Genomic DNA, 24,662 nt, shown 5'->3' with positions numbered 1-24,662 from the left:
GCGAGTTGCTGGGACGTGTCGGCTTGGCTGCTCATACATGCACGCACCCCATGCCCAAGTTTGACTGGCGCGCAGCCTCACCACGACCAGCCGCGCGTCTTACGCATCGGCGCTCGCTGCGAAGATCATACCACGATCCGCGAAAAGACTTTGGAGAAGCCGCAGAAGCGCTTAGGAACGATCTCAGGGGAACGATCGCAACCAGCATTATGCTTTTTCGCGCTTGCAAAGCGAACTCCCCACTCAGCTCATCGCGCGATCTGGTTCGTTCCAGCCTTAACGCCGCCTTCTTTCATGAGTTGCGAGAATATTGGTGTGCCGTCGTCATAGTGCCGGCGTGACCAGCTCGAGCTGAAGCGCGGCCAGAACGCTGATGTCAGTGCGGTGTTCGATGGCCTCGCCCGCATCCTGGGCGGCTTGTACCAGGGCGGCCTCCTTGCGTTCGATCATCAATTTGTCAGCTTCGATTTTGGCCAGCTGCTTTTCACGCTCATCCGCCGGGACCGCGGCGGCATCGTCGCTGTTGGTGTCGATCAGTTCGTTCACCTTTTCGGTCAGAGTGTCACGAAGGACCCAACAGATCAGCCCGATCACATCGGGAACCTGGCCAGACGCTCTGCCCACAACCCGCGTGCCCGCATCGAGGACGGCAGCCATCAGATGGTGCTCCTGGAGGGTGACCGGCCATTTGATCTCACTCGCGTTGTCATCAATCATAGCCGTGATAGACGGCGCCCCACGTTCCGCCAGTCGTGCGATCAGCGCCGCCGCATCTCGCTTCTTTGCCTCACTGGGAAATGGCGCACTGCGGATCCGGTGCTCCTCGGCGTCGAGCTCGCCAAGGCGCAAGCGCAGGCGCTTGAGAGCCTCACTGATCGGCTCGTCTCGCTTCAGAATCTCCGACAGCGCGATTTGCGAGACCGAGGCAAGACGCATGCCCGATGGCAGGCTACCGCGAACCAGAAAGGCCCGGCAGCGGGATGCCAGGCTCCCGCAGCGCCGCATGCGGGCGGCAGCGGTCGCCTCCCGACCGATGAGGCAACGCAACTTTTCAGCGAGTCCGGCGGCTTGCACGTCGAGGTCACGGATTTGCGCGTCCTCCTTGTCCGCGCCGGGATCGCCGGCGGTGCGGGCCAATATCAGCCGTTTGCGGCGGGTCTCGACGCGATGAAGCTCGCCACGAGTCGCTCGCATCTCCTCGTCAAGCGGCACCCACGTTGATCGCGCATTCGCTGCACGATCCACAATCGCATCGAACCGCTGCCGAGCGCCCTCATCGGGCAGCAGATCGGCAGGGTCGATTTGAACGCAGCTTTTGGACTCTATGTGGTCATTCACGTGTCGTCTCGCAGTGTCAGATACCCAAGTTTTGCTGGCATTGATTCGCAGCAGGCAATTTTTAATGCTCATGCCAATTGCATCGGCGCAATCGCGCGCGAGAGTGCCCGGATGCGGCGCTCTGACGGCCGGCGTCCCTGGCTTCAGCAGCCGCCAGCCCTTCGCCCCGCAGCGCTTTCGCATACGGAACTTTCGGGTCTTCTCCTCCGGTTGGACGCAGGTCGATCTACAGATCTAACCGGTCCAGAATCGGATCTAGAAGAAAGCGGGATCGAAATGAGTGCGGTCGTTTTGTCTCAATGCAGGGAACCGAGCACCAACAACCGAGAGGACGTACCCATCCGTTTGCGTCGCCACGACCCAGGCTCGTAGCGCGCATGGACATCTTGTGCGGCCGCGGCGATCGAGAGGTCGGAAGCAAGCCGCGGTGCAGTCTCGGCCATCGTGCGCGGCGCAAGACCCGCAATATTCGAAGCCGCGCGATCGCGCGGGTCGCGTGACAAGCGGTCCTGGGCCACCGCCGGCGCGTGAGCCGCTTTAAATTCAACTCTTTACTTCGCCATCAACACCCACGCACCTTAAGCTCAATGGCCGTCGCATCAGCATTTCGCACAATGAAGACCTGACGAAGTCGCCCTCGTTGCAGCGACCTCATTGCTGGACCGAGAGCGGACTTTCTAGGATGAAAAAGCGCCGGAAGAAGCGCTGAAGGAGTTGTTACAGTGAGAGGCGGAGCCGCGATGGCCGCGTTGAATCTGCTCCCTTCCAATCTCGATCGATATGTTCAGATCGGATCCGGAAACTCGGATCGTCGAACCCATGCTAGGCGAGCTAGCTGACGAGAAGCTGACACCGCAGGACGCCAAGCGTCTATGGCGCCGCTTTTATTGGGACCACGCTAGCGCGATCGCGCCAGATCGGTGACCGGCAATCAATCGCCCGCTCGCCGAATGCGACTAGCCCCCGGAAGAACGAGAGACCCTTATCGAGCGCCAGAGACCGGGGGCAGATAGTCGAGACGCTGTGCGGCTCAGCTTCATGAGAGCACGGCGCAAGCCACACGCGCAAGAAACAGCGTGAAGCGAAACTTCTCAAGCAACTGGAAGTCGGACTTCTTCTCTGGCCTTTGTCCTGGCGTCGTAGATTCTGACCTGGAGCATGGGACGGCGCTTCTTGAGTTCCTGCGCTCCCGCAAAGGCGCCGTCTCTGGTCGCGAATTCGGTTTTCAATTGACCGTCGATTTCGAGCACATAACCAGAAGCAGGCAATCGACGTGTAGACGCGACCATTTTGTTCCCTTGGAGCATGAGTCCGATTGATCCATGTGCTTAACCCGAGTCGCCTTGGCCAAGCCACCAGGTTGGTGAGGGGCACCTGCCGCTAAATCGATGGTACGATGCGAGGTGATAGATTCGATGGACACTAACCGCCAAGAATTTCGCGCGCCATCAAGACATCGATCACGGCTTGGGCCATTTGCTCAGGCGTCTGCTCCATGGTCCTGAGATGAATTTCAGGTCTTATCGGCGCTTCGTAGGACGCATCGATGCCGGTGAAGTCCTTGATCTTTCCGGACTTCGCCTTTGAATAAAGACCTTTGGGATCGCGCCGCGCGCATTCTTCGATCGGCGTATCGACAAAGACTTCGACAAATTCCTCCTTGCTGACCAGACTGCGCACCATGTCCCGTTCGGCCCTGTGGGGCGAGATGAACGAACAAATTGCGATCAAACCACTGTCCGCGATCAACTTGGCCACTTCCCCGGCACGACGAATATTTTCCATGCGGTCGGCCTCGGAGAAGGATAGGTCGGCGTTTAATCCGTGCCGCAGGTTGTCCCCATCCAACAGCATGGCATGCCGGGACATTGCAAACAGTTTCTGATCGACGATGTTGGCAATCGTCGACTTTCCTGCGCCGGACAGGCCGGTAAACCAAATGATGCAAGGCTTCTGGTTCTTGAGGGCGGCCCGTTCTTTCCGTCCCACCGCAACGGGTTGCCAAGCGATGTTGGCAGCCCGCCGCAGTGGACATGCGATCATCCCTGCTGCGACCGTACGGTTGGTATATCGGTCGATGACGATAAATGATCCGGTCTTGCGATTGGCCTCGTAAGGATCGAACGCCGCGGGCAGTGCGGTTGAGACATTGCAAAAACCGATCTCGTTGAGGCCAAGCGTCCTGGCTGCCAGGTGCTCCCGCGTATTGACGTCAATCCGATGATTGATCGCAGTAATGCTTCCGGCTGTGGTCTGCGGTCCGATGCGCAGAATGTAGTTGCGCCCGACAACGAGCGGGTCCTCATCCATCCAGATCAGATGAGCGGCGAATTGGTCGGCAAGCTCCGGCCGCTCGGTCGGACGCGCCAGGAGATCGCCACGGCCAATATCGATTTCGTCTTCAAGAGTAATCGTGATTGCATCGCCGGCGCCGGCGCAGGACAGATCGCCGCTGTGCGTCACAATCCGTCTGACGCGTGCGGTTCGTCCAGACGCTGCGACAACGATCTCGTCTCCCACCGAGATGCTTCCCGAAGCCACGGACCCCGCATAACCGCGGAAATCCAGGTCGGGCCGGTTCACCCACTGCACCGGAAAGCGGAAAGCCTGCCCGGAGGTGCCGGACTGGATATCAATGCTCTCAAGGTGACCGAGCAGGCATGGACCATCGTACCAGTGCGTGTTGCCGGAGCGATTGACGACATTGTCGCCGTACCTGGCAGAGATCGGGATCGGAACGATCGAGTCGAAGCCAAGATCGCCGGCAAAGGTCACATAGTCGGCGAAGATCCGATCAAAGGTCTCTTTGCTATAGTTGACGAGGTCGATCTTGTTCACGGCCAGGACGAGCTGACGGATACCAAGGAGCGAACAGATGAATGAGTGACGCTTGGTTTGGACCAGTACGCCCTTGCGGGCGTCGATGAGGATGATGGCGAGCTGGGCATTCGAAGCGCCCGTTGCCATGTTGCGGGTATACTGCTCGTGGCCGGGCGTATCGGCCACCATGAACGAGCGCCGCTCCGTCCCAAAGAAACGATAGGCCACATCGATCGTGATGCCTTGCTCTCGTTCGGCTTCAAGCCCGTCGACGAGCAGCGCGAAATCGATCTCGCGGCCGGTAGTGCCGTGCTTGGCGCTGTCCCGTTCCAGCGCCGTCATCTGATCCTTGTAAATCATCTTGCTGTCGTGGAGCAGTCGGCCGATCAGCGTCGATTTCCCGTCATCCACCGAACCGCATGTGATGAATCGCAGCTGGTCCTTTGGCTTGGCCTGGACGGATTCCGTTATCGGTTTGGCAAGCATCAAAAGTAGCCTTCCCGCTTCTTCTTCTCCATCGAAGCGGCTTCATCGGCATCAATCAGGCGGCCCTGGCGCTCCGACATCGTCGCGGTCTGCATCTCTGCGACAATGTCTTCGATCGTCGCCGCATCGGATTCAATAGCCCCGCTTAACGGATAGCATCCCAGCGTGCGGAAACGGATCATCCGCATTTGCGGCGTCTCGCCAGTCAAAAGCGGCAATCGCTTGTCGTCGATCATGATCGTCGCGCCATTTCGACGCACGATCGGTCTTTGCTTTGCGAAGTAGAGCGGGACGACCGGGATCTTCTCGCTCATGATGTATTCCCACACGTCGAGCTCAGTCCAGTTTGACATTGCGAACACGCGCATGGTTTCGCCCTGGCGAATCCGGGTGTTGAACAGGTTCCAGAGCTCCGGCCGCTGGTTACGGGGGTCCCATACGTGCCCGGCCGAACGGAAGGAGAGAATCCGCTCTTTTGCGCGGCTCTTTTCCTCATCACGGCGGGCACCGCCAAAAGCAGCATCAAATTCGTGGAGGTCGAGCGCCTGTTTCAGGGCGTCCGTCTTCATCACTTGGGTATGAAGCGCGGAGCCGGAGTCGATCGGATTGATCCCGCGCTCGACGCCCTCCTTGTTCACATGAACGATCAGGTCGAGGCCGAGCCGCTTGGCTATCGCGTCCCGGAAGCTGATCATCTCGCGGAACTTCCAGGTCGTGTCGACGTGGAGCAGGGGAAAAGGCAACTTTCCGGGATAGAAGGCCTTGATCGCAATGTGCAGCATCACACTCGAGTCTTTTCCGATCGAATAAAGCATGACCGGCTTTTTGAACTCGGCCACCACGTCACGCATGATTTCGATCGATTCAGCCTCGAGACGGCGCAGATGTTTAGGCAGCATGTGTTCTTTTCGATGCAAGATCTTTGTTCTTCGCCGGTCGACGGCTGCAGCCCCGATAAGAGGTACCGGGGGCGAACAACTGCTCGCCATGACGCGCGGCTCGCCGCAAAGCTTATGTGCAACCTGGATCCGCAGATCGGAGCGCATTCAACCGCTGGTGCGGCCGCCTGCGCCAGTCATCCGGCGCGTAGACAACTCGTTGCGGGCTAACTATTGGCTAAATCAGCCAGCGTGTTTTGATCGCAAGCATCCAGATCACCCTATTGCATATTGAGGGCCCGCTCAAGCCGCTCGACCTCGCCGCGCAAAATCTCGATGGCCGCGTCGCGATTTTGAATGGCATCCAGCACCGCAGCGCGCTCAGCTTCCGAGGCCAACAGCACGTGTTGCAACTGAGCCGCGATGGAGCTGTCGGATGCTGAACGAACGCTCTTGGAAACCTCGGGACCGGTGCCGACTGACTCACCGGTTTGAGATTGGCCGGACAATGCTCCTGCCTTGCTACTGCGCAAATCCCACCAGGATCGGAATATCCGACGATAGAGTTCGGTTAGCTCCCCTCCCCTATCCACCACTCCGGCTTGTCGTGCATGCAGCAGGTCCTGCTCATACCCAAGTTCGATCAAGAGGTCAGCGCCGACCAGATCGGTCACCGTTTGCATCTCGTCAGCGCTCAATTGGGATTGCCACGCTTTGACAGAGCTTTCATCGACCGCGCTTCGCTCCAGGATTTTTCGGTCTCCGAAGCTGCTGGATCGAAGATAATCTGCTTGTTCCATCCCCGCGGACGCGGCGACCGCTGGATCACAGCCAAGCGCCGCCAGCAGGCGCCGGACTTCCTGATCCGGATGCGCCACGAGCAGTTCGTATTGTACCAGCTGCGTCCGCGGCCGAGTGCGGTGCGCGGCGAGCCTGGGAAGGCCCAGAACCAGATCGGCGAGTGACGATATTATGCCATCGGGCAGGCGGAGCATGAGATCAGCGAGAGCAGATACGCTGACCGGATAGGTGTTCTCTGCCCGGAGCGGGATGCCCCACGTCGATTTCAGTGAAGCGGCGATGGCATAGGGATTGCGCATCAGCAGGATGTGTGGCGCTTCTGGATAGACCGCTTCGAGAAAATCCAGCGCCGTCCAATAGCGCGGTGTCTTGTCTATGATGATGCGCTTGCCCGTTGCCGCCAGATACTGGCTGTACGCAGTGTCGGCAAAAGCCCGGCAGGCCAACGTGCGATCTATCCGTCCCAAAAATTCGGACGTAGCAGCCTCAATCAGCGAGGGTCCTGCCGGATGTCGCTGATCGACCCTGCCAAACGCCTCAAGTGCCAGCATCAACCAGGGTTCAGGCGGAGCCACAATGTAGGGATGGTGCTGGAGCAAGTGCGCCAGGAGCGTCGTCCCGGATCGCGGAAGGCCGAGAAGAAAGCAGACCGCAGGCGAACGGTCAAAACCACCACCCATAATTCAGATCCTCATGCCTGAAAAGCGAACTCCGAGCACTCGTTCGGTCGAGCGAATAGCGCCGGCCGTGGGATCACGTGAGGCGGCCGCTTGCGCAGCACGCATCAACCGAGAAGATTTTCGCTTGCAATTGATCTTTGAAAGCCGCTGAGTTCGACGGATTTGACGCGATCTCAGAAGCATTTCGCTGTCCCCGTTGCTCACACAATTAAGACAAAGTCAAAGGCCAGCTCAAGTCTACGAAGATTGGCTGCGGACATGGAAAAGTTGGAAAGAACTATACGGACGTTTACCGGATAAACGCCTTTCGCCGCAGGGCGTTGTTACGACGACGCGATGCCCCTGTGGGCCCTGAAACGTAAATGCGACATGCGCCTCCGTAAGGCTCGGCATGCGCCAGAGAAATTCGGCAGGAGAGCGGACAGGCCGGCGAGTGGGCAGGAAGCAGACCCTAATCGCGGATATCTCACCTGGCAGGCGCATCGATCCGACCGGCGTGCAGAATCGATCCGACGCAAGTTCCCCGTGAATGCCGCCGCTGATGAGCGAGGTCCCCCCGAACAGCTATGGCCCTTGCGCACGCTTCCCCATCCGTCCGGACCGTACCAAGGATTTGATTTGCTTGCTCTTACTGCGTTGTACCGACCTCCAATACGCGCTAAGGGAAGCTGGTGAAGGATGGAACCTGACCTACGATGCCGCCGGATTTGCCCGGTCCAGCTAGCGCGCTTGGCAGTGTCTCTACTGACGGACTGGAGATGATCCGGCCGTTCATGTGGGAGATCAGATCGATCAGTGCGTGTCTCGAAGAGCTTGCGAGGTTCCGAGCCAATGTCCTTGGCATCACTGGGCCACAGTGGATGATCCTGATGGCAGTGGCCTACTTGGGCAAGGAGAACGGTGTCCCCGTCAACTTGGTGTCAAAGTTGATGCACGTCGACCCTTCCTTTGTCACGACCCACTCAAAGCTGCTCGAGAAAAATGGACACCTACGGCGTAAGCACTGCGCAAGCGATGCTCGGGTCGTGCAGATGACCCTGACGGCCAAAACGCGCAAACGTCTATTAACTTTGGCGCCACAACAGCAAGCACTGGATGAACTCGCTTCTGAATTCGGGGCTAGCGGATCAAGCGAGTTCATCACCAAGCTGGCCGCAATCAGGCATCGTCTGGAGAAGGTCCGCCGTCAGAGCGGTTCTGGCCTTCCGAAGACCAAACGCACGACCGTCAGAAATGACGCTCGGTAGCCATGTCGACGCTTCCAGTCTTCGAGTTTTTCCTGAAACAGCGCGGACGAAGATGGCTGTGGTCCGTATATACCGCCGAAGGCACCCGGGTGATGACCGGTTCAGGACGCAGCCGCTCCGCCGCAAGATATCAAGCCAACCGAGCGCTGTTTCTATTGCTGCTGAGCGCACCGTATCGTTCGGAAGCTCGAGCTAACCAGCACGCCCGGCGGCGCACGCTTACGCCCAAATCTTAACCTCCGATCATCGTCGAGGAACGCGTTACTCGCAACGTTGTTCCCATCGGCTGCACTATGAGCCAGTGGCCCAGTGGCCCCATCCGCATTACAGAACTTTCTCTCAGGCCATAACGCGACTTTCTCCACTATGATCAGTCGAGGGGATCCGATCGCAGCAACAACGAGACAGCTGAATCTAGCACTTGGCCACGGTCGCTTGGGCGCAACCACCAAGCGCCTTCAAAAGCCTCAAAGATGCCGGGCGCTGGAGGCTGCTCAACAATCCCGAAGCTCCAGCCAGCACGTGAGTGAAAGGCTCATCTCTCCATCTGCAATCGATCATCGGTCCTGCGAAGCTACGAAGATCTTTGGACGCGCCGCCGATCACGGACACTCGTTCCGCCCTGCGCCGGCGACGCTCCTTGTCCCGGGCAACCGATCATGACGTCGTAATCGATAATCTCTTCTCCGACCAGCCAATTGAGGGCTCAGGGACCTCTTAAAGCTGATCGAGAACCAAGCGGCCAGGCCTCCGGCGGGCACGCCGAGAAGAAGACCATACGTTCGTCGTACCCAGAATGCAGGCTGTACTCACTGGGCTCGCAGGATTCGACATCTCGCACTATAGCGCTTCAACCATGCTACGTTCTCGGTATCAGCGGCAACAATCGCGACGATGAGATCGATGGGAAGTTAGCTGGGCTCGAAGTTGGTCCCGCAAGGGCTGGGCTGAGTCATGGAACCGGAAATCACTGCGCTCAAACAAATAGCCGTGCAGGACCAAGCAGAATTCGAGCCTGCAGACCGTTCGCGGAAATCCGCAAGGCGTGTTGCACACAAACCCAACAACCAATAAGGGCGGCCCGCGAGCCGCCCTACTGTACCAATCACCAGCGCATAAGCTAACGCTGATGTCCCAGCCCGATTCCCAGATGTAAGGCCTTCTGGCGTAGCGCACCGACAGAGCGTTTGGTCATTTTTGATATTTTTATGACCGGGGTCCGAGCCTTTGAATGGACCTTCAGCTCTTTGATATCTGCCTTGGTCCACTCACGCCGCTTAACGCGTTTCTTGGTTGCTTTTTTCACAATGAATGCTCCTTTTGAGAGGAGCGGCTTGTAACATAGTTTTTTCACAGCGACGACCGTAAAAAGAGGCAACATAGAACTCGCCAAAAGATGCAAGCTCGGTCATATGTTCAGAAGACAATAGCTCGGACATTAACGGCGGCTGCCTGTTGTAAATTTCGTGGAGGTTTTCGCGTTGAGAGACCGCCATGAATTTGGCGAATGCAGCCCTCCTAATCGACGCATCGCTGCTCGAAACCAAGCAAGTTATAACAAGTCTCTGAAAACCATGAGCAAGCGAATGGCGATTAGCCTGAGAACTGCGCAGGTTCGTGGTTTATATCAAGCTTAAAGGGAGATATGAACAGCTTTCACTTCTTTTGACGAGGGCGTGAGAGCGACAAACTATTATTTCGTTCGCGGTGACAGCCGCGACGGCCAACAATTTTAGCCTCAATCGCCGTATGTTCGTCCAGATTGGCCTCCTATGTCATGCATGCATATTTGCCGCGGGCGGGACGAAGCTGAAGCTTGATCGTTCAACTCGAAGCCGTTGCTTTCGATAGGTTGCCGCCGCATCGAGCCATGTTAACCCCCGCTATACTGGCGTTAGGTGCAGGGAGCAGCCATGTCCATCGAGCATTCTCGCTGGACCTTGCCGAATAATGCGACATCGCCAGCCCGGTTGATTGCCGATCGAAAATTGCGATGATCGATGAGGTTGCCCTGCCGGGTATCGTGCTCGAAGGCGACGGCTACTGAAGACGCGATACAACGATCGTGGTCCCAGACACCTGCTCGCCATCGGTAGCCGGACAGCCAACCGAGCAGCCGTTGCTGATCATGGCGCGCCTTGCCTCCGTCAACAAGCCGCTCGCTGTCCGACCTTGCGATCGCTTGCCCCCGCAGTAGCGGTGGACCGACTGGACGCGCGAGCTAGTACTCACCTGCACAGCGTTGACGACCGCTTCCGCAAATGCGCTGGTCCATTTGCACTATTTGGACCGGCACCGAGGGCTCGTCGGGCTCATCATCGGTGATTGCGCGCCAGGCCGCCCCATCGAGATCGTCATACTGGCCGCTCTTCAGCGACCACAGAAAGCCCAGCAGGCCGACGAAGCCGAGCGAAAGTGCGAGCGGAACCAGATAGACGAGGACTTCCATCAGGCTGCCTCGCTCCTACGTGCCCGCAGCGCATTAAGCATAACCAGTACCGACGAACCTGACATCGCCGCAGCGGCAATCAGCGGCGTCACCAGGCCGGCGATCGCAATGGGTACGGCCAGGACGTTATAGACGACAGCAAGCCAGAGATTCTGCCGCATCAGCCGCAGCGCCCTGCGCGAGCCTCTGACCGCGGTCATCACCGGCCCGAGACGCTGACCGAGGAAGACCGCATCAGCGACTGCCTGGCTCATATGGGTGGCAGTGACAGGCGACATCGAGGCATACGCCGCGGCGAGCGCGGGTGCGTCGTTCAAGCCGTCGCCGACCATCAACACCTTGTACCCCTGGCCGGTCAGATCCTCGATCCGAGCGACCTTGTCCATCGGCGAGACGTTGGCGCGCCACTTGATAATGCCGAGCGTCTCGGCCGCCCGCCGAACAGCGGGCTCACGATCCCCCGAAACGATCTCCACCATGATACCAAGGCGTGCGAGGCCCGCGACGACCTCGGCCGCGTCTGGCCGTATCCGTTGCCGGATGGCGAAGACATGCCTGGCGTCGCCATGGCTGAACGCGACGACAGAGGCCTCGGGATCACGGCACAGGATCTCGTCTGCGAGGCTGTCGGCACCGCAGAACGAGGGGTGGCCAAGCCGGATCGGCGCCCCTTCATAGCAACCGTGGACGCCCCGCCCGGGCTCCTCTTCGATATCGGCCAGCGGCTCGCTTGCGCCAGCAGCTCGCACGACGGCGGCGGCGATCGGATGGCGGCTCGACAGTGCCAACCGGCCCGCCAATTTGATGACATCGTCGGGAATGGCGGCGAGGTTGGCGACGTCGAGCTCGGGCAGCGTCAGCGTGCCGGTTTTGTCGAAGATCACTCGGTCGACCTCGGCAATACGCTCGATCGCATCCCCGGCATTGAGCAGCACGCCGGAACGGAATAGTGCGCCGGAGGCCACGGTCTGCACCGCAGGGATCGCCAGGCCCAGCGCGCAAGGGCAGGTGATGATCAAGACCGCAATCGCGGTGACGACCGAATCATGGAAGGTTGCGCCGAAGGCCAGCCAACCCAGCATCGTCAGGAAGGCCGTTGTGTGAACGATCGGTGCATAGAGCCGCGACGCGCGCTCGGCGAGGCGCAGATAGCGCGAGCGCGCTTGCAAGGCATGATCAAGGAGCCTGGAAATCTCGGCAAGCAGGGTGCCGTCCGAGGCCGTCGCCGCGCGGACGCGCAGGGTGCCGGATCGGACCAACGTGCCGGCGAACACCGCACTGCCAGGAGCCGCAATCGCCGGCAAGGTCTCGCCGGTAACGAGGCTTTGATCGACCTCGGAGGATCCCTCGATTACGTTGCCGTCGACGGTACAGCACTCGCCGGGTCGCACCAGCACGATATCTCCCGGTTTGATCGCCGCCACCGGAACGGTTCTGATCTCGGTCGGGCTTATGAACTTCGCCGCAGTCTCCGCCTTCAGTGCAGCAAGGTTGCTGGCGAAGGCGCGGGTGCGCCGCCTCATGTTCTGGTCGAGATAGCGGCCTGCGAGCAGGAAGGCGATCAACATGATCGCCGCATCGAAATAAGCGTGCTCGGCATGACCGATGGTCTCGATCACCGAAGTTACCAAGGCGAGCAGGATGCCGATGCTGATCGGCACGTCCATATTGGCTCCGCGCGCCCGGAGCGCAGCAAAAGCGGAAGAGAAGAACGGTTGCGCGCAATAAGCCGCGGCCGGCAGGACGATCAGCGCGGAAAGCCAATGAAAGAAGTCGCGCTGCTCCGGCAGCATGTCCGAGACATTTCCGGACCATACCGGGATCGACAGCATCATCACGTTCATCGCCGCAAAGGCGGCGACGCCCAGCCGCCGCAGCAAGCTCTGCGCCCTCTCCGCCTCCAGCGTCTCCGCATTGTCCCGCTGGAAGGGATATGCCCGATAGCCTAATTCGGCGAGCCGCTTGACAAATAGCGCTGGATCGAGCGCTCCTGCCTTCCACTCTAGCGCCAGCCGGTTTTCGGTGAGGTTCACGCGGGCCGAGGTCACATCCGGAATGCTCGACAGATTGCGCTCGATCTTGCCCATGCAGCCCGCGCAATTGATGCCCTCCACCGCGAGGTCGAGCTGAACGAGGCCCGCGCCTGCCCTCTTCAGAAAGTGAGAAAAATCGATGTCTGCCTGCATGGGTATGTACTCTCAGTTCAGGATGACGCGGTTTTTCGATACAAACATGCGGCGGCCATTGGCATCGCCCTCGATCACGAGATCCCACTGTCCGACAGCGACGCCCGAGGCACTTCCCCGGTAAGTTCCAACACTGGCCTGCGAAACATCAATCGCCCGATCGGCCCGGCGGTCGACCGGGCGCTCGAGCCGGGCCACGAAATTCATTCCGGCGACAGGCGCGCCTGAGCGGTCGCGCACCTCGATCGCAAGCACGGCTTCACCGTCTGGCTGCCGGTGGATATGCCCCTGCACCTGCCAGCTTCGCTCGTTCTGCTGCCGTGCCGCGATGATCTCACGCTCATAGGCGAGGCTCGCGCTATAGGCGCTGTCAACCCCCGCCCCCGGCAAGGTCGTGATGGCAAAGCGCATCATTACCAGATTGGCGCCAATCACGACCGAAAAGAACGTGAGAATGGCGATCAGGACGAAGCGTCCGGTGATGGGCCGCGCGACTGGAATTGATGCGGTCATGGTCAGATCCCGACAGTGATCGTTAGGGGAGGACGAAATGATCCATTGAGGAGGCGACTTCGCCGAGGCCAATGTCGGTGACCCGAAACTTCACCGGCATCGAGCGTTGCGACTTGTCGTCGACCGGCGCTGTCAGCAGCACGCGCAGTTCTGTCGTCGTATCGCGAGCCAAGACGATCATCGGTCGATCGACGGTCACCGAATCGGCGCCGACGACGTGGACGGACGTTTCGGGCGGCCCGTCGACGTCGATCGCGATCACGCGATCGAAGCCGCGCTTGTTGAGCAGGCGCACCGTATAGCCGTTGCGAACCGAACCGTCGCTGAGCCTGACCGCCACGGGATTACGGTCGTGTAGGACGCTGAGATCGAGCAGCGTTCTCGACAACAGCCCATAAAGCATCACGGCGCAGACGAGCGCGATCAAAAGAGCGTAGACGAGCGTGCGGGGCCGTACCGGCTTGAATAGCTCCGACCTGCCGTCCATCCGCCGCCGAATATTGATGTCGTTGTCGTAACCGATCAGGCCGGTTTTGCGCCCGATCTTCCTCATGACGGCATCGCAGGCGTCGATGCATAGCCCGCACTGGATACAGCCCAGTTGGGCGCCGTTGCGGATATCGATCCCGGTCGGGCACACCGCCGCGCATTGATTGCAATCGATGCAGTCTCCGGCCCTTTCGCCGCGCGCGCGCAGATCGAATGATTTCTTCAATGAGCAGCGCTGCTCGCCGCGGTCGTACTTGTAGGTGACATTGAGGGCCCATTCGTCGGTGAGCGCGGCCTGGATGCGCGGCCACGGGCACATATATACGCAAACCTGCTCGCGCATGTAGCCAGCCAGCAGATACGTCGAAGCGGTCAGGGCCCCAATCCAGATATAGGCGATTGCGGGCGCTTGGAACGTCGCCAGATCGCGCACCAAGGTCGGCGCGTCGGCGAAGTAGAGCACCCAGGCGCCGCCGGTCCACCAAGCGATCATCAACCAGATTGCGTGCTTCAGCACGCGCCTTGCCGTGCGCCCCGCTGTCATTGGGCGAGCGGCGGCCTTCAGCCGATCGCGACGGTCGCCCTCGACCCAGCGCTCGAGCGCATAGTACAGGTCGGTCCAGACCGTCTGCGGACAGAGATAGCCACACCAAATCCGCCCGCCCAGCGCGTTCATCAGGAACAGGGCCATCGCGGCAAGCACGAGCAAACCGGTGAAGTAATAGAGTTCTTGCGGCCACAACTCGATGAAGAAGAAGTAGAACCGCCGGTTCGGGAAATCGAGCAACACCGCCTGATCGGGAGCGCCGAGGCCACGTTGCCAACGCACGAAGGGCAGCAGGTAGTAGATGCCGAGACAGACCGCCATCAGCCGCCATTTGATCGTGCGGAAAGTACCGTGGACGCTCTGCGGATAGACCTTGCTTTGGGCTACATAGAGGGGTCCATCCTCGTCGATCCCCGGGCCATCGAGCGAAACGGTCTTGTTCACGGCGGGCTTCATGACCGACCTCACATCGGGCGCGGATGACTCACGTTGATCCGGGTCAACGGCGCCGCAGGTTTTGCGGCCCATCTCGCCTATTGCCCGCCGCCGAGCGAATGCACATAGACGGCAAGTGCCTTGACTGTGACGGGATCTAGCCGCCCGCTCCAAGCCGGCATAATGCCGGCACGGCCATAGCTGATGGTCTCGACCAGCGTGTCCTCGTCCGAGCCGTACAGCCAAATCCGGTCAGTCAGATTCGGCGCGCCGAGTGCCTGATTGCCCTTGGCGTTCTCGCCATGACAGACCGCGCAATTCTCGGCAAAGATCCTTGTGCCGGCAGCAGCATCGAAATTGGCTGCGGTGGTCAGGCCTGACAGCGACCGCACGTAATTCGCTACGGTAACAATCTCTGGTTTCGTGAGCATGCCGTCACGGCCGAAGGCCAGCATTTGTCCCTCATGCGCCTTCGCATGTCCGGAACGTGCGCCGAACTGGATGGTCTGCAGGATCTGGTCGAGCGATCCGCCCCACAACCAGTCATCGTCATTGAGATTAGGATACCCCTTGGCACCCGCACCGCCGCTCCCATGGCATGGCGCGCAATTGTCCGCGAACACCGTCTTGCCGCGCGCGCGGGCCAATCCCAGCAGGGTAGGATCCTTCTCGATCTCGGTAAGAGACGCTTTGTCCAGCACGACCATCTTCTCGCCGCGCAGCTTCTCAAGACCTGCAAGCTCGTCGACGACGGTGGCGCGCGTCGAATAATCAAACACGCCAGTCGTGTAGCTAGAGAAGAGCGGCCAGGCCGGATAAACGACCCAGTAGCCGATTGCCCAAAGGATCGTGGCGTAGAAGCTTAAGATCCACCAGCGCGGCAGCGGCGTGTTGAGCTCCTTTATACCATCCCATTCGTGCCCCGTCGTGGAGCGGCCGGAGATGTGATCGATTTCGTTGTGCTCGGTCATGATCTGTCAGTCCCGGCGCAGCGGCATGCGCGCCGCAGAATCAAAACGCCTCTTGTTGCGGGGCCAGAGCGCGTAAATGACGATGGCTACGAAGATGCCGACGAACAACGGGGTCCAGAGCGTCACGACGAAGCTTGATGCCAGGTTCTCGATGGAAAGAACGGCTTTCATGAGGATCCTTCAGCGCAGGTTGGCTTTTTCGTCGTAGAGCTTGAAATCGATCAGCGTGCCGAGCATCTGCAGGTAGGCGACGAGCGCATCGAGTTCGGTCGGATTACCGGCCCTGCCGTCGAAATTGCGCACAGCCGCCTTCGGATAGCGCTTCTGAAACGACTCGATGTTGGCGCTATCGGGATCGAGCTGCGTCTTCAGGTCGGCGACAGCGTTCTTGATCTGGTCCTCGGTATAAGGGACGCCGATTGCCCGATTGGTGCGCAGATGTGCGACCATGTCGGTCAGGTCGACCTCCGTGTTCGCCAGCGACGGATAGCCCGGCATCACCGATTGCGGCACGATGGCGCGCGGATTGATCAAATGCGTGACGTGCCATTCATCGGAATATTTCCCGCCAACACGTGCCAGGTCCGGGCCGGTCCGCTTCGAGCCCCATTGAAAAGGGTGGTCATACATGCTCTCAGCGGCCAGCGAGTAATGCCCGTAGCGCTCGACCTCGTCGCGCAACGGCCGGATCATCTGCGAGTGACAGAGGTAGCAGCCCTCACGTACGTAGATGTTGCGGCCGGCAAGCTCGAGCGGCGTATAAGGCCGCACACCGTCCACCGCCTCGATCGTGCTCTTGAGGTAAAACAACGGCGTGATCTCGACCAGGCCACCGACCGCTATCACGGCAAGGATGCCGGCGATCAAGATGATCGAGTTCTTCTCAAAGACCTTGTGTCGGTTCCAGAGCGACATGCGATGACCTATTCCGCGACCTGGAGCGCTCTAGCGTCCTGAATTTGATCGGCTTCCTGTGCGTTCACGGTCATCCAGAGGTTGGCGGCCATGATCAGCGCGCCGATCAGGAACAGTGCGCCACCTGCGGCACGGATGATGTAGAAGGGATGCATGGCCTCGACCGACTCGATGAACGAGTACTCGAGGAAACCAAGCGAGGTATAGGCGCGCCACATCAGCCCCTGCAGGATGCCGGACACCCACATCGCGGAGATGTAGAGCACGATTCCGATCGTGGCGATCCAGAAGTGCCAGTTGACGAGCTTGAGGCTATACAGCTGGCGATTCCAAAGCCAGGGAATCAGACAATACAGCGCGCCGAATGATACGAAGCCGACCCAGCCCAGCGCGCCTGAATGCACATGGCCGACCGTCCAGTCCGTGTAATGACTGAGCGAATTGACGACCTTGATCGCCATGGTGGGACCTTCGAACGTCGCCATGCCGTAAAAGGCAACCGAGACCACGAGCATGCGTAGCACCGGGTCGGTGCGCAGCTTGTCCCAGGCGCCCGAAAGCGTCATCAGGCCGTTGATCATGCCGCCCCATGAGGGCATCCACAGCATGATCGAGAACGTCATGCCCAGCGTCTGTGTCCAGTCCGGCAGCGCCGTGTAGTGTAGATGGTGCGGACCGGCCCAGATGTAGAGGAAGATCAGCGCCCAGAAGTGGATGATCGACAGACGGTAAGAATAGACCGGGCGTCCGGCTCTCTTCGGAATGAAGTAGTACATGATCGCCAGGAAACCTGCGGTCAGGAAGAAGCCGACCGCGTTGTGGCCGTACCACCACTGAAACATGGCATCCTGGACGCCGCCCCAGGCAATGTAGGATTTCGAACCGAACACCGAGACCGGCAATGCGGGATTGTTGCCAAGGTGGAGCACTGCAATGGTGACGATAAAGGCGAGATAGAACCAGTTGGCGACGAAGATATGCGGTTCTTTCCGTTTCAGCAATGTCGCCAGGAACACCATGAGATAGGTGATCCAGACGATGGTGAGCCAGAGATCGGCGTACCACTCCGGCTCGGCATATTCCTTCGACTGAGTGACACCGAACAGATAGCCGGTGCCCGCGATCACAATGAAGAAATTATAGCCAACGACCACAAACCATGGCGCAAGATCGCCGGCCAGGCGCGTACGGCATGTCTTCTGCACGACGTAGAACGAGGTCGCGATGAGCACGTTTCCGCCGAACGCAAAGATCACCGCCGATGTGTGCAGCGGGCGAAGCCGGCCGAAGCTCGTCCAGGGCAGGTCAAAATTCAGTGCAGGCCAGGCAAGTTGCGAGGCGATCAGCAGACCGATGGAAAAGCCCGCAATGCCCCAGAACATCGCCAGCACCGAGGCGAATTTGATCGGACCGAGATTGTAGTTCGGTCGGCCATTGATCTGCGCCGGCGGTAATTGCGCCGGCCGTTCATAGTAGCGATTGAGGATGACGCCTGCAGCAGCTAGGCTGGCGGCGGAAGCCAGCAATGCGTGGAAGGTAAACGCAGAATCGTGCCCCATCGCTCCGGCGAAAAAGAAAACGTAGGCAGAAACTGCGAATACCGACATCAGGCCTGCTTCACCCATGGTCGTGGATTTCGAGGCAGGGGATGGGCTTGTCATGGCTTGGCCTTCTTCGAAAGCGGGATGCTTGGGGGATTATTTTCGGAGAGCTGGGCGATTGGATTCATCAATCGCGAAGCGCTGCGGGAGGCCGTCATCGATCCTACGATCGAGCGCGCGCAGGGTGTGTTCGTTGGGGCAGTCTTTCAGCGGATTTCGATACTTCCCTGTTTGGAGGTCGGCGGCGCAACGGGCCTTCGCCTGACATAGGCCGCACACCCGCTGCAGATCGCGCAATACGTCACCATGGCAGGCGGCAAGCGCACCTTCGGAAAAACCAGCAAGCGCAAGGCGCTTGCTCAAGAGTTCGGGAGAGCCCGGACTTTGCGCCAGGGCTCGAAAAGCGGGTGTGGACAGATTAAGCTCACGCGCGATCGCATCGACGTCCTGCGGGCTCAAGTAAGCCAGCTCGGATGTCCGAGACAGGCTCGCTCGTAACCGGCTGAGCAAATTCCTCAACCGCCAAGGACCACCGATATGTGCAGGTTGGCTAACCATGTGTCATATCCCTCGAAGCAGCCATAGCTGCTGGAGGCGGAATTGTTTTTGACCTGCATCAAATAAGATCAACGTGGGAGCAATCGCCCTACCGGCAAGAGGCTTGGCGGAGCGCCGGAGCGAGCCGGCTGAACGAGCGGCCGGCAAGAGTGCCGCAAGGGCCCTTCGTGTCACGCACAACAAGACGCCTGCTGCATTTGGCGGCGACAGTATTCGCGAGCTCCTTCGAATCGACGCTCGAAGCGAAGTTTTACGAGATCGAGCCCGAACTCGCAGAATGACCACGCTATGAGAGTTCGCGGGACCTGCTAGCCGAAATCAGACTAGCCGCCCCATGCCGGCGGCAATGCAGGCGGCGTTCGAAGCTCCATCGCATCGGCGAAGATGGTCCAATCGCGAACACCTTTTTGCTTGCAGAAGTCGGTCTCCGCCTGCTGTGCAGCAGCACTCAGCGATGCGGCGTCGACCTTGAACGCTGCCTGACAGGCACGATGCTCGTGGCCGGTATCGTCGCAAACGGTCTTAATGAAGCGAACGTTAAATGAAGGCATGACTACCCTCCTTCGGTGGGTTTGCTCATCCTTGCCTATTCTGCCATTAGAACCAGGAGAGTATTTGATTTGTCTCAAGCAGCATCCCAAAGCAATTGGCCACTCACCGTGAAAGAGGCTCTTCTGACGAGTGCCGGCGGCCCAGCACTATCGTCGGCAGGACCGGCGCCCCCATGATCGTAAGCAAATGAGGCGAACCGTTCCTATCTCGCTTCTGACGGCCCACCCTGCCGCCGCAATGGCGAAGCCGATGATCAGGCTCGCCGCAGCCAAGGTTTCGATAAGGCCAAGGTTCAGGGCTTCCGCGCCAAAGCCTATGGCTGCGATCAGCGCCGGCAAGGCCACCGACAATGCGAAGCGAGCAATCAATCTAAGATCTCCTTCACGCCGCTCGCATCATTAATGACACCTGTTGTCATGTCCGATGTGCGTGCGGTGCGCTTCAACATTCGCATGATTGCGCGTCCTGCATTTTGATTTCCATCAACCCGGCTGCATCCAGGTTGTCGGAACTGAGGCGCGGCCCTAGCTAGTCACCTGAGCGGAACATGCTTGTCCACCCTGCCCACCCGGGGCGCAGCACGCGCCGTCGGTCGCGCTAGACGCGCACGGCGCGTTTTTGACCTGGATCAATACTTCAGCAGTCGCCGACCGATAGAAACGATCCTCCAGAAGGTCACACACATGGCACACAGAAAGACTTGGCGCCCGATCATCTTTTCGTGCCCAAGTACGGGCGACCGGGTTCAGGGACTGCTGCCGGACGACGCAGCCGAGCCAGGTGCCAATAACCTGCACCCGATAACCTGCGTCGCTTGTGATGGTGTCCACTTCATCGATCCGCGGACCGACTCGATGCCTCCGGGCCGAGCGCAGCTAGCCCGTCCGCCTTACGATTGACGCCGTGAAGGAAACGTCCCACCAATAAAGGATGCTCGATATGACAGGAGACCGCGCGAGCCGTGCGTGATATTTAGCTCAAGCTGTTCGCGCGGCGGACAAGTGATGTGGTTCGGAATGTCTGGAAGGTTGCTTGAATTGTCAGTCGGTGGCGATGAACACCGTCCAGGATCTAACGGCAACGCGACCTGGGAGCGGATCGAGACGGCGCCCTTTGATCGGGACCTGGAGATTGGCGTGATCGAGGGTAATGCGATTCATCGGCTGGTCTTTCCTTGCCGCCGGATCTTCGGCGGCTGGATCAAGGCGAAAAGCGGGGAACACGTTGCTGTGCAGCCCACGCACTGGCGCATTTGGTTCAAGTAGCGCTGGCTATCCTGCACAATCTATCGGCGTTGTTTGACACGCGTCTGCCTCCGGTGGTCTCCCGCGGCCAAACGATGTAGGTCGATTGAATGAGAAGGTCCACCGGCAAATATGTCCGACCACATCTGGTATCGCTATGGCGCTGCCGCGGCAGCCGCTGCGCTCGCCCTCGTGCTCCGCGCGGCGCTAAATCCGTATCTCGAGGACCGCCCATTTACGATCATATACCTTCCGGCGATCGTTTTTGCAGCTTTCGCCGGCGGCCGCGGGCCCGCGAGCCTCGCAACCCTGCTCTGCCTCGTCATCAGCGCGACATTTCTTGGGAAAGGCCTCATCACCGTTTCCGCAAACATGATCGATACTGCCGCATTTGCGGTAATTGGTCCCATGCTTGGCTTCATGGGCGACCGACTGCGGCAGGAATCGGAGCAGGCGCGGTATCGGCAAGCCCATCTGCAGTCGATTCTGGACACCGTGCCGGAAGCCATGATCGTGATTGACGACAAGGGTATCGTTCGCTCATTCAGCGCCGCGGCAGTGCGCTTGTTTGGCTGGTTGCCTGACGAAGTAGTTGGAAGGAATGTATCCAAGTTGATGCCGCAGCCCTACCGGGCCGAGCACGAGCGCTACATTGAACGTTATCTGACCACCGGCGAGCGGCGCATCATCGGCATCGGTCGCATCGTGGTCGGCGAGCGGAGCGATGGCTCGACATTTCCGATGGAGCTTGCCGTCGGCGAGGCCAACGTTCGCGGCGAACGCTTCTTCACCGGCTTCATCCGAGACCTAACCGAACGACGGGCGCAGGAACGGCGGCTGCAAGAGCTGCAGTCTGAGCTCGTTCACGTGTCACGGCTGACCGCCATGGGTGAGATGGCATCGTCCATCGCCCATGAAATCAACCAGCCGCTCTCCGCGATCACAAACTACATGCGCGGCGCAAAAGCTCTGCTGGCGTCGGACAAGCCGAACGCCAATCGCATCGGTGATGCACTGGAACACGCTGTCCAACAGGCTCTGCGCGCTGGCGATATCATCAAGCGGCTGCGGGAATTCGTTGCCAAAGGCGAGACGCAGCATTCTGTGGAAAATCCGCTCACGCTTCTTGAAGAGGCTGTGGCGCTGGCCCTGCTCGGCGCCAAGGAGCAAGGCGTGCGGGTGACGATGCACAGCGACCGCGATCTGCCGTCAATGATCGTAGACAAGATCCAGATCCAGCAAGTCGCGCTAAACCTGATACGCAACGCAATCGAGGCGATGGCCTCCTGTCCGCGCCGCGAATTGACCGTCGGAGTTAGCAAGGTCGATGGCCTCGCCACGTTTACCGTTGCCGACACGGGTTCCGGCATCAGTGCTGACGTCGCCGACCGCCTGTTCCAGCCCTTTGTCACGACGAAGGAGCACGGCATGGGTATTGGACTATCAATCTGCCGGACAATCGTCGAATCCCACGGCGGCCACATCGTCGCGCAAGCGAATCCGGGCGGGGGCACGATCTTCCAGTTTACGCTGCCATTTGCGGACCTCGGTGAAGAAGCATGACCGAGCGGCGCATTGTTGTGATCGACGATGACGCCGCGATGCGGGACTCTCTGGCGTTTCTGCTTGATATTAGTGGTTTCTGGGCAGCAACCTACGAGACCGCGGCCGAGTTTCTCAATGACATTGCGAGCGCTCCGCTCGACTGCGTTGTATCAGACATCCGCATGCCAGGCATGAGTGGCCTCGAACTGGTCCGCAAGCTGAAGGCCGATCGCATCATCTGTCCGGTCGTCCTGATAACCGGTCATGGCGACGTATCGCTGGCAGTTGAAGCGATGAAAGCGGGTGCGGTCGATTTCATCGAGAAGCCGTTTGAGGACGAGGTGCTGTTGCGTGCCATCAACGGTGCTTTGGAAGCGCGGTCGACGAATCTAGCCGATGACGCAGCGAAACTGCAGGCCGAAGCCCGCCTTGCGGATCTCTCGTCGCGCGAGCGTGACGTCCTGCGGGGACTATTAGCAGGCAAGATCAACAAGGTAATCGCCCATGATCTTGGCATCAGCCCCCGGACGGTCGAGGTTTACCGCGCCAACCTCATGGCCAAGACCAATGTACGCAGCATGTCCGAGCTGATGCGGATCGCCATCGCCGCCGGGCTCTAACAGGGTCGCGAGCGCGCGATACAGGGGACGAACAGTGGTTCGAAAAGATCTTGGACGGATCGCCCATGAATGATCTCAATCGCGTAGGCGGAGCGTCCTGGAAATGCGTTGCCCAGCGGAAGGCGAGCCCGGCGAACGGTGCACGCGCACGTCACCTGGCGCCCGCCCCCATCTGCGACGATATCCTCGCATGCCGCTGTTTGATTTTGCAGCAGCCGCTAGAGAAGTTGGAGCATTGGCGTATCGGGCTTAACCGCGGCGACCAGCCGCACATCACCCTCCATTACTGGCTGGCCGTTCCTCTCAGTGCAAACTGTTTCGACGACATGAATATCGAGCAGGCGATGGCAAGGAATGGACGGCATCCGCGATCTCCGGCCACCCCGATCCCCCTGATCTGTGCAACAGAGATCGCTGTGCACGAATCGTGCAGGATTCGCGGTTGACATGACCGATGCAATAGATGCCATGCTGGTTCTACTTGGCATCGGACCTGCGCGAACTGTCCGTGGCCGGTTTGATGCTGCCTAAACAAATCTACGAGCGCTAGAAGCAGATCAATTGCCCGGCTCCAGATTTGTGCTCCGATGGGCAGCAATCCTTTCATGCCCGGAGAACGGCAATGTTCGGGAACATATTGGTCCATCTTCCCACCGAGCTCCCGGTGCGGGCGACGGTGAACGGTTCGATTTCCTTCGCGCAGAGCACCGGCGCGCATCTTGACGTTTTGGCAATCGGTTACGAGAGAACCATTATTCCGCTCGCTGCACTCGGCGGGGCGGCCGTCACTTCGGTCTTTGAAATCGAGCAGGCCCGTGCGTTGGAGAGAGCCGAGGCGGCACTTCATGTCTTTGATCTGCAGGCAAGGGGTGCCGGCATTTCCTATGCGAGCCGCGCGCTCACTGCAGTTCCGGCGGAGGCGCGTCGAAGCATCTGCGCCAGCGCGCGAGTGCACGACATGACTATCGTCACACAGCCCCAGGGCGGCTACGGCAGCTACGACAACATTATTCCCAAGGAGATCCTGTTCCAGGCCGGCAAGCCAGTTCTGTATCTGCCAAGCGTCTTCCACGGCGCTTTTTCGGCCAGACGAATCGGGATTTGCTGGGACGGCGGCCGCTTTGCGGCCCGCGCATTGCACGACGCGATGCCGCTGCTGTGCGAAGCGGAAGCGCTGACCGTCATCGCGATCACTGCTGCGCACAAGGTCCCGGCGGAAAGTTCCGCCGACCATGTGGGACAGTATCTTGCAAGGTCAGGGCTTCCTGCAAAGATCGTGTCGCTCCCAGCGTCCCAATCAGCGCACCGCGCCCTTCTATCGCTTGTGGCGGACGAAAGCCTCGGCCTGCTGGTGACGGGCGGATACGGCCACTCTTGGCTGCGGGAAAGGCTTCTCGGTGGCATCGCGGGAGACCTGCTTCGTGCAAACATTATCCCGGTTTTGATGTCGCATTGAAGCACCAGATGCGGTCTGAACGCCGTCGATCGGCGCAGGCCGAGGCACCGGCCGTCCACCGAAGAAGAGCGCCGTCTGTCCTGGCTTTCGTGCGCCCGCCGTCGCTCCATCGACGAGGCGAGGCGGAAGCCGATCCGCCGCGGTTTTCGAAACATTGCACATACGCTACCGGTCTGGAAGCGCGGGACAATCTGGTCACCGCCCATCCGACGAAGTCCGAGCTTCCCTTCAAGCCGAACGACCGACAAGCCAGCATGCAGCTTGCTAATCCAAACGCGACCTGGTCGGCTTTGAGCCGTATTCGAGCAACCGAAGGTGCGCCGCACTCATT

At 59.7% G+C, this 24,662-nt stretch carries 21 protein-coding genes; 6 read left to right on the top strand and 15 right to left on the bottom strand.

The window, feature by feature from the left end; genetic code table 11:
- Positions 1 to 324: 324 nt before the first annotated feature.
- The 4 genes from ACVIHF_RS04310 to noeE form a co-directional block, all read right to left on the bottom strand.
- On the bottom strand, positions 325 to 1,338 hold the full coding sequence (locus ACVIHF_RS04310; RefSeq protein WP_456791748.1) for a hypothetical protein: 1,014 nt from the start codon (positions 1,336 to 1,338) through the stop codon (positions 325 to 327).
- Between the two features lie 1,422 nt (positions 1,339 to 2,760).
- Positions 2,761 to 4,644 (bottom strand): sulfate adenylyltransferase subunit CysN, encoded by a 1,884-nt coding sequence (cysN, locus tag ACVIHF_RS04305; RefSeq protein ID WP_456791747.1) that lies wholly within the window; start codon positions 4,642 to 4,644, stop codon positions 2,761 to 2,763.
- A complete protein-coding gene (gene cysD, locus ACVIHF_RS04300) occupies positions 4,644 to 5,543 on the bottom strand; it encodes a sulfate adenylyltransferase subunit CysD (RefSeq protein WP_456794069.1) in 900 nt (299 codons plus the stop codon). The genes cysN and cysD overlap by 1 nt, the downstream gene beginning before the upstream one ends.
- A 260-nt stretch (positions 5,544 to 5,803) precedes the next feature.
- Positions 5,804 to 7,003 (bottom strand): nodulation protein NoeE, encoded by a 1,200-nt coding sequence (gene noeE, locus ACVIHF_RS04295; protein ID WP_456791746.1) that lies wholly within the window; start codon positions 7,001 to 7,003, stop codon positions 5,804 to 5,806.
- 869 nt (positions 7,004 to 7,872) lie between these two features.
- Here noeE and ACVIHF_RS04290 point away from each other — a divergent pair.
- Positions 7,873 to 8,250, top strand: coding sequence for a MarR family winged helix-turn-helix transcriptional regulator (locus ACVIHF_RS04290; RefSeq protein WP_310885081.1), 378 nt, complete (start codon positions 7,873 to 7,875; stop codon positions 8,248 to 8,250).
- Positions 8,251 to 9,370: 1,120 nt separating this feature from the next.
- Here ACVIHF_RS04290 and ACVIHF_RS04285 read toward each other — a convergent pair.
- The 11 genes from ACVIHF_RS04285 to ACVIHF_RS04235 form a co-directional block, all read right to left on the bottom strand.
- On the bottom strand, positions 9,371 to 9,556 hold the full coding sequence (locus ACVIHF_RS04285) for a hypothetical protein (RefSeq protein ID WP_080667195.1): 186 nt from the start codon (positions 9,554 to 9,556) through the stop codon (positions 9,371 to 9,373).
- Between the two features lie 915 nt (positions 9,557 to 10,471).
- Complete coding sequence (gene ccoS / locus ACVIHF_RS04280) at positions 10,472 to 10,699, bottom strand: cbb3-type cytochrome oxidase assembly protein CcoS (protein ID WP_456791745.1); 228 nt, start codon at positions 10,697 to 10,699, stop codon at positions 10,472 to 10,474.
- On the bottom strand, positions 10,699 to 12,885 hold the full coding sequence (locus tag ACVIHF_RS04275; protein WP_456791744.1) for a heavy metal translocating P-type ATPase: 2,187 nt from the start codon (positions 12,883 to 12,885) through the stop codon (positions 10,699 to 10,701). Before ACVIHF_RS04275 ends, ccoS begins: the two co-directional genes overlap by 1 nt.
- A 12-nt stretch (positions 12,886 to 12,897) precedes the next feature.
- The gene (locus ACVIHF_RS04270) at positions 12,898 to 13,398 is read right to left on the bottom strand and encodes a FixH family protein (protein WP_456791743.1); all 501 of its coding nucleotides are present in this window, start codon (positions 13,396 to 13,398) and stop codon (positions 12,898 to 12,900) included.
- Between the two features lie 22 nt (positions 13,399 to 13,420).
- Positions 13,421 to 14,890 carry a cytochrome c oxidase accessory protein CcoG gene (gene ccoG, locus ACVIHF_RS04265; RefSeq protein WP_456791742.1) on the bottom strand — a complete coding sequence of 490 codons (1,470 nt, stop codon included), beginning with the start codon at positions 14,888 to 14,890 and terminating at the stop codon, positions 13,421 to 13,423.
- 77 nt (positions 14,891 to 14,967) lie between these two features.
- Entirely contained in the window at positions 14,968 to 15,840 is an 873-nt protein-coding gene (gene ccoP, locus ACVIHF_RS04260) for a cytochrome-c oxidase, cbb3-type subunit III (RefSeq protein ID WP_456791741.1), read from the bottom strand.
- A 6-nt stretch (positions 15,841 to 15,846) separates the two neighbouring features.
- Positions 15,847 to 16,011: a cbb3-type cytochrome c oxidase subunit 3 gene (locus tag ACVIHF_RS04255; RefSeq protein WP_310881340.1), complete on the bottom strand. Its 165-nt coding sequence runs from the start codon at positions 16,009 to 16,011 to the stop codon at positions 15,847 to 15,849.
- A 9-nt stretch (positions 16,012 to 16,020) separates the two neighbouring features.
- Complete coding sequence (gene ccoO / locus ACVIHF_RS04250) at positions 16,021 to 16,755, bottom strand: cytochrome-c oxidase, cbb3-type subunit II (RefSeq protein WP_456791740.1); 735 nt, start codon at positions 16,753 to 16,755, stop codon at positions 16,021 to 16,023.
- An 8-nt stretch (positions 16,756 to 16,763) separates the two neighbouring features.
- Positions 16,764 to 18,416, bottom strand: coding sequence for a cytochrome-c oxidase, cbb3-type subunit I (ccoN, locus tag ACVIHF_RS04245; protein WP_456781501.1), 1,653 nt, complete (start codon positions 18,414 to 18,416; stop codon positions 16,764 to 16,766).
- A gap of 36 nt (positions 18,417 to 18,452) precedes the next feature.
- Positions 18,453 to 18,815 (bottom strand): hypothetical protein, encoded by a 363-nt coding sequence (locus ACVIHF_RS04240; RefSeq protein ID WP_310881337.1) that lies wholly within the window; start codon positions 18,813 to 18,815, stop codon positions 18,453 to 18,455.
- A 422-nt stretch (positions 18,816 to 19,237) separates the two neighbouring features.
- Positions 19,238 to 19,543 (bottom strand): hypothetical protein, encoded by a 306-nt coding sequence (locus ACVIHF_RS04235; RefSeq protein WP_456791739.1) that lies wholly within the window; start codon positions 19,541 to 19,543, stop codon positions 19,238 to 19,240.
- 927 nt (positions 19,544 to 20,470) lie between these two features.
- On the opposite strand from ACVIHF_RS04235, the gene ACVIHF_RS04230 reads away from it, so the two are divergent.
- The 5 genes from ACVIHF_RS04230 (at position 20,471) to ACVIHF_RS04210 (ending at position 24,331) form a co-directional block, all read left to right on the top strand.
- The gene (locus tag ACVIHF_RS04230; RefSeq protein WP_456781502.1) at positions 20,471 to 20,731 is read left to right on the top strand and encodes a hypothetical protein; all 261 of its coding nucleotides are present in this window, start codon (positions 20,471 to 20,473) and stop codon (positions 20,729 to 20,731) included.
- A 111-nt stretch (positions 20,732 to 20,842) separates the two neighbouring features.
- Positions 20,843 to 22,273 (top strand): PAS domain S-box protein, encoded by a 1,431-nt coding sequence (locus ACVIHF_RS04225; RefSeq protein ID WP_456791738.1) that lies wholly within the window; start codon positions 20,843 to 20,845, stop codon positions 22,271 to 22,273.
- A complete protein-coding gene (fixJ, locus tag ACVIHF_RS04220) occupies positions 22,270 to 22,875 on the top strand; it encodes a response regulator FixJ (protein ID WP_456781504.1) in 606 nt (201 codons plus the stop codon). Before ACVIHF_RS04225 ends, fixJ begins: the two co-directional genes overlap by 4 nt.
- A gap of 65 nt (positions 22,876 to 22,940) precedes the next feature.
- Complete coding sequence (locus ACVIHF_RS04215; RefSeq protein WP_456791737.1) at positions 22,941 to 23,321, top strand: hypothetical protein; 381 nt, start codon at positions 22,941 to 22,943, stop codon at positions 23,319 to 23,321.
- A 176-nt stretch (positions 23,322 to 23,497) separates the two neighbouring features.
- On the top strand, positions 23,498 to 24,331 hold the full coding sequence (locus ACVIHF_RS04210; RefSeq protein ID WP_456791736.1) for a universal stress protein: 834 nt from the start codon (positions 23,498 to 23,500) through the stop codon (positions 24,329 to 24,331).
- Positions 24,332 to 24,662 lie beyond the last annotated feature (331 nt).

The sequence above is a fragment of the Bradyrhizobium sp. USDA 4506 genome (assembly GCF_054058795.1).
This window is presented reverse-complemented; position numbering and strand designations above follow the sequence as displayed.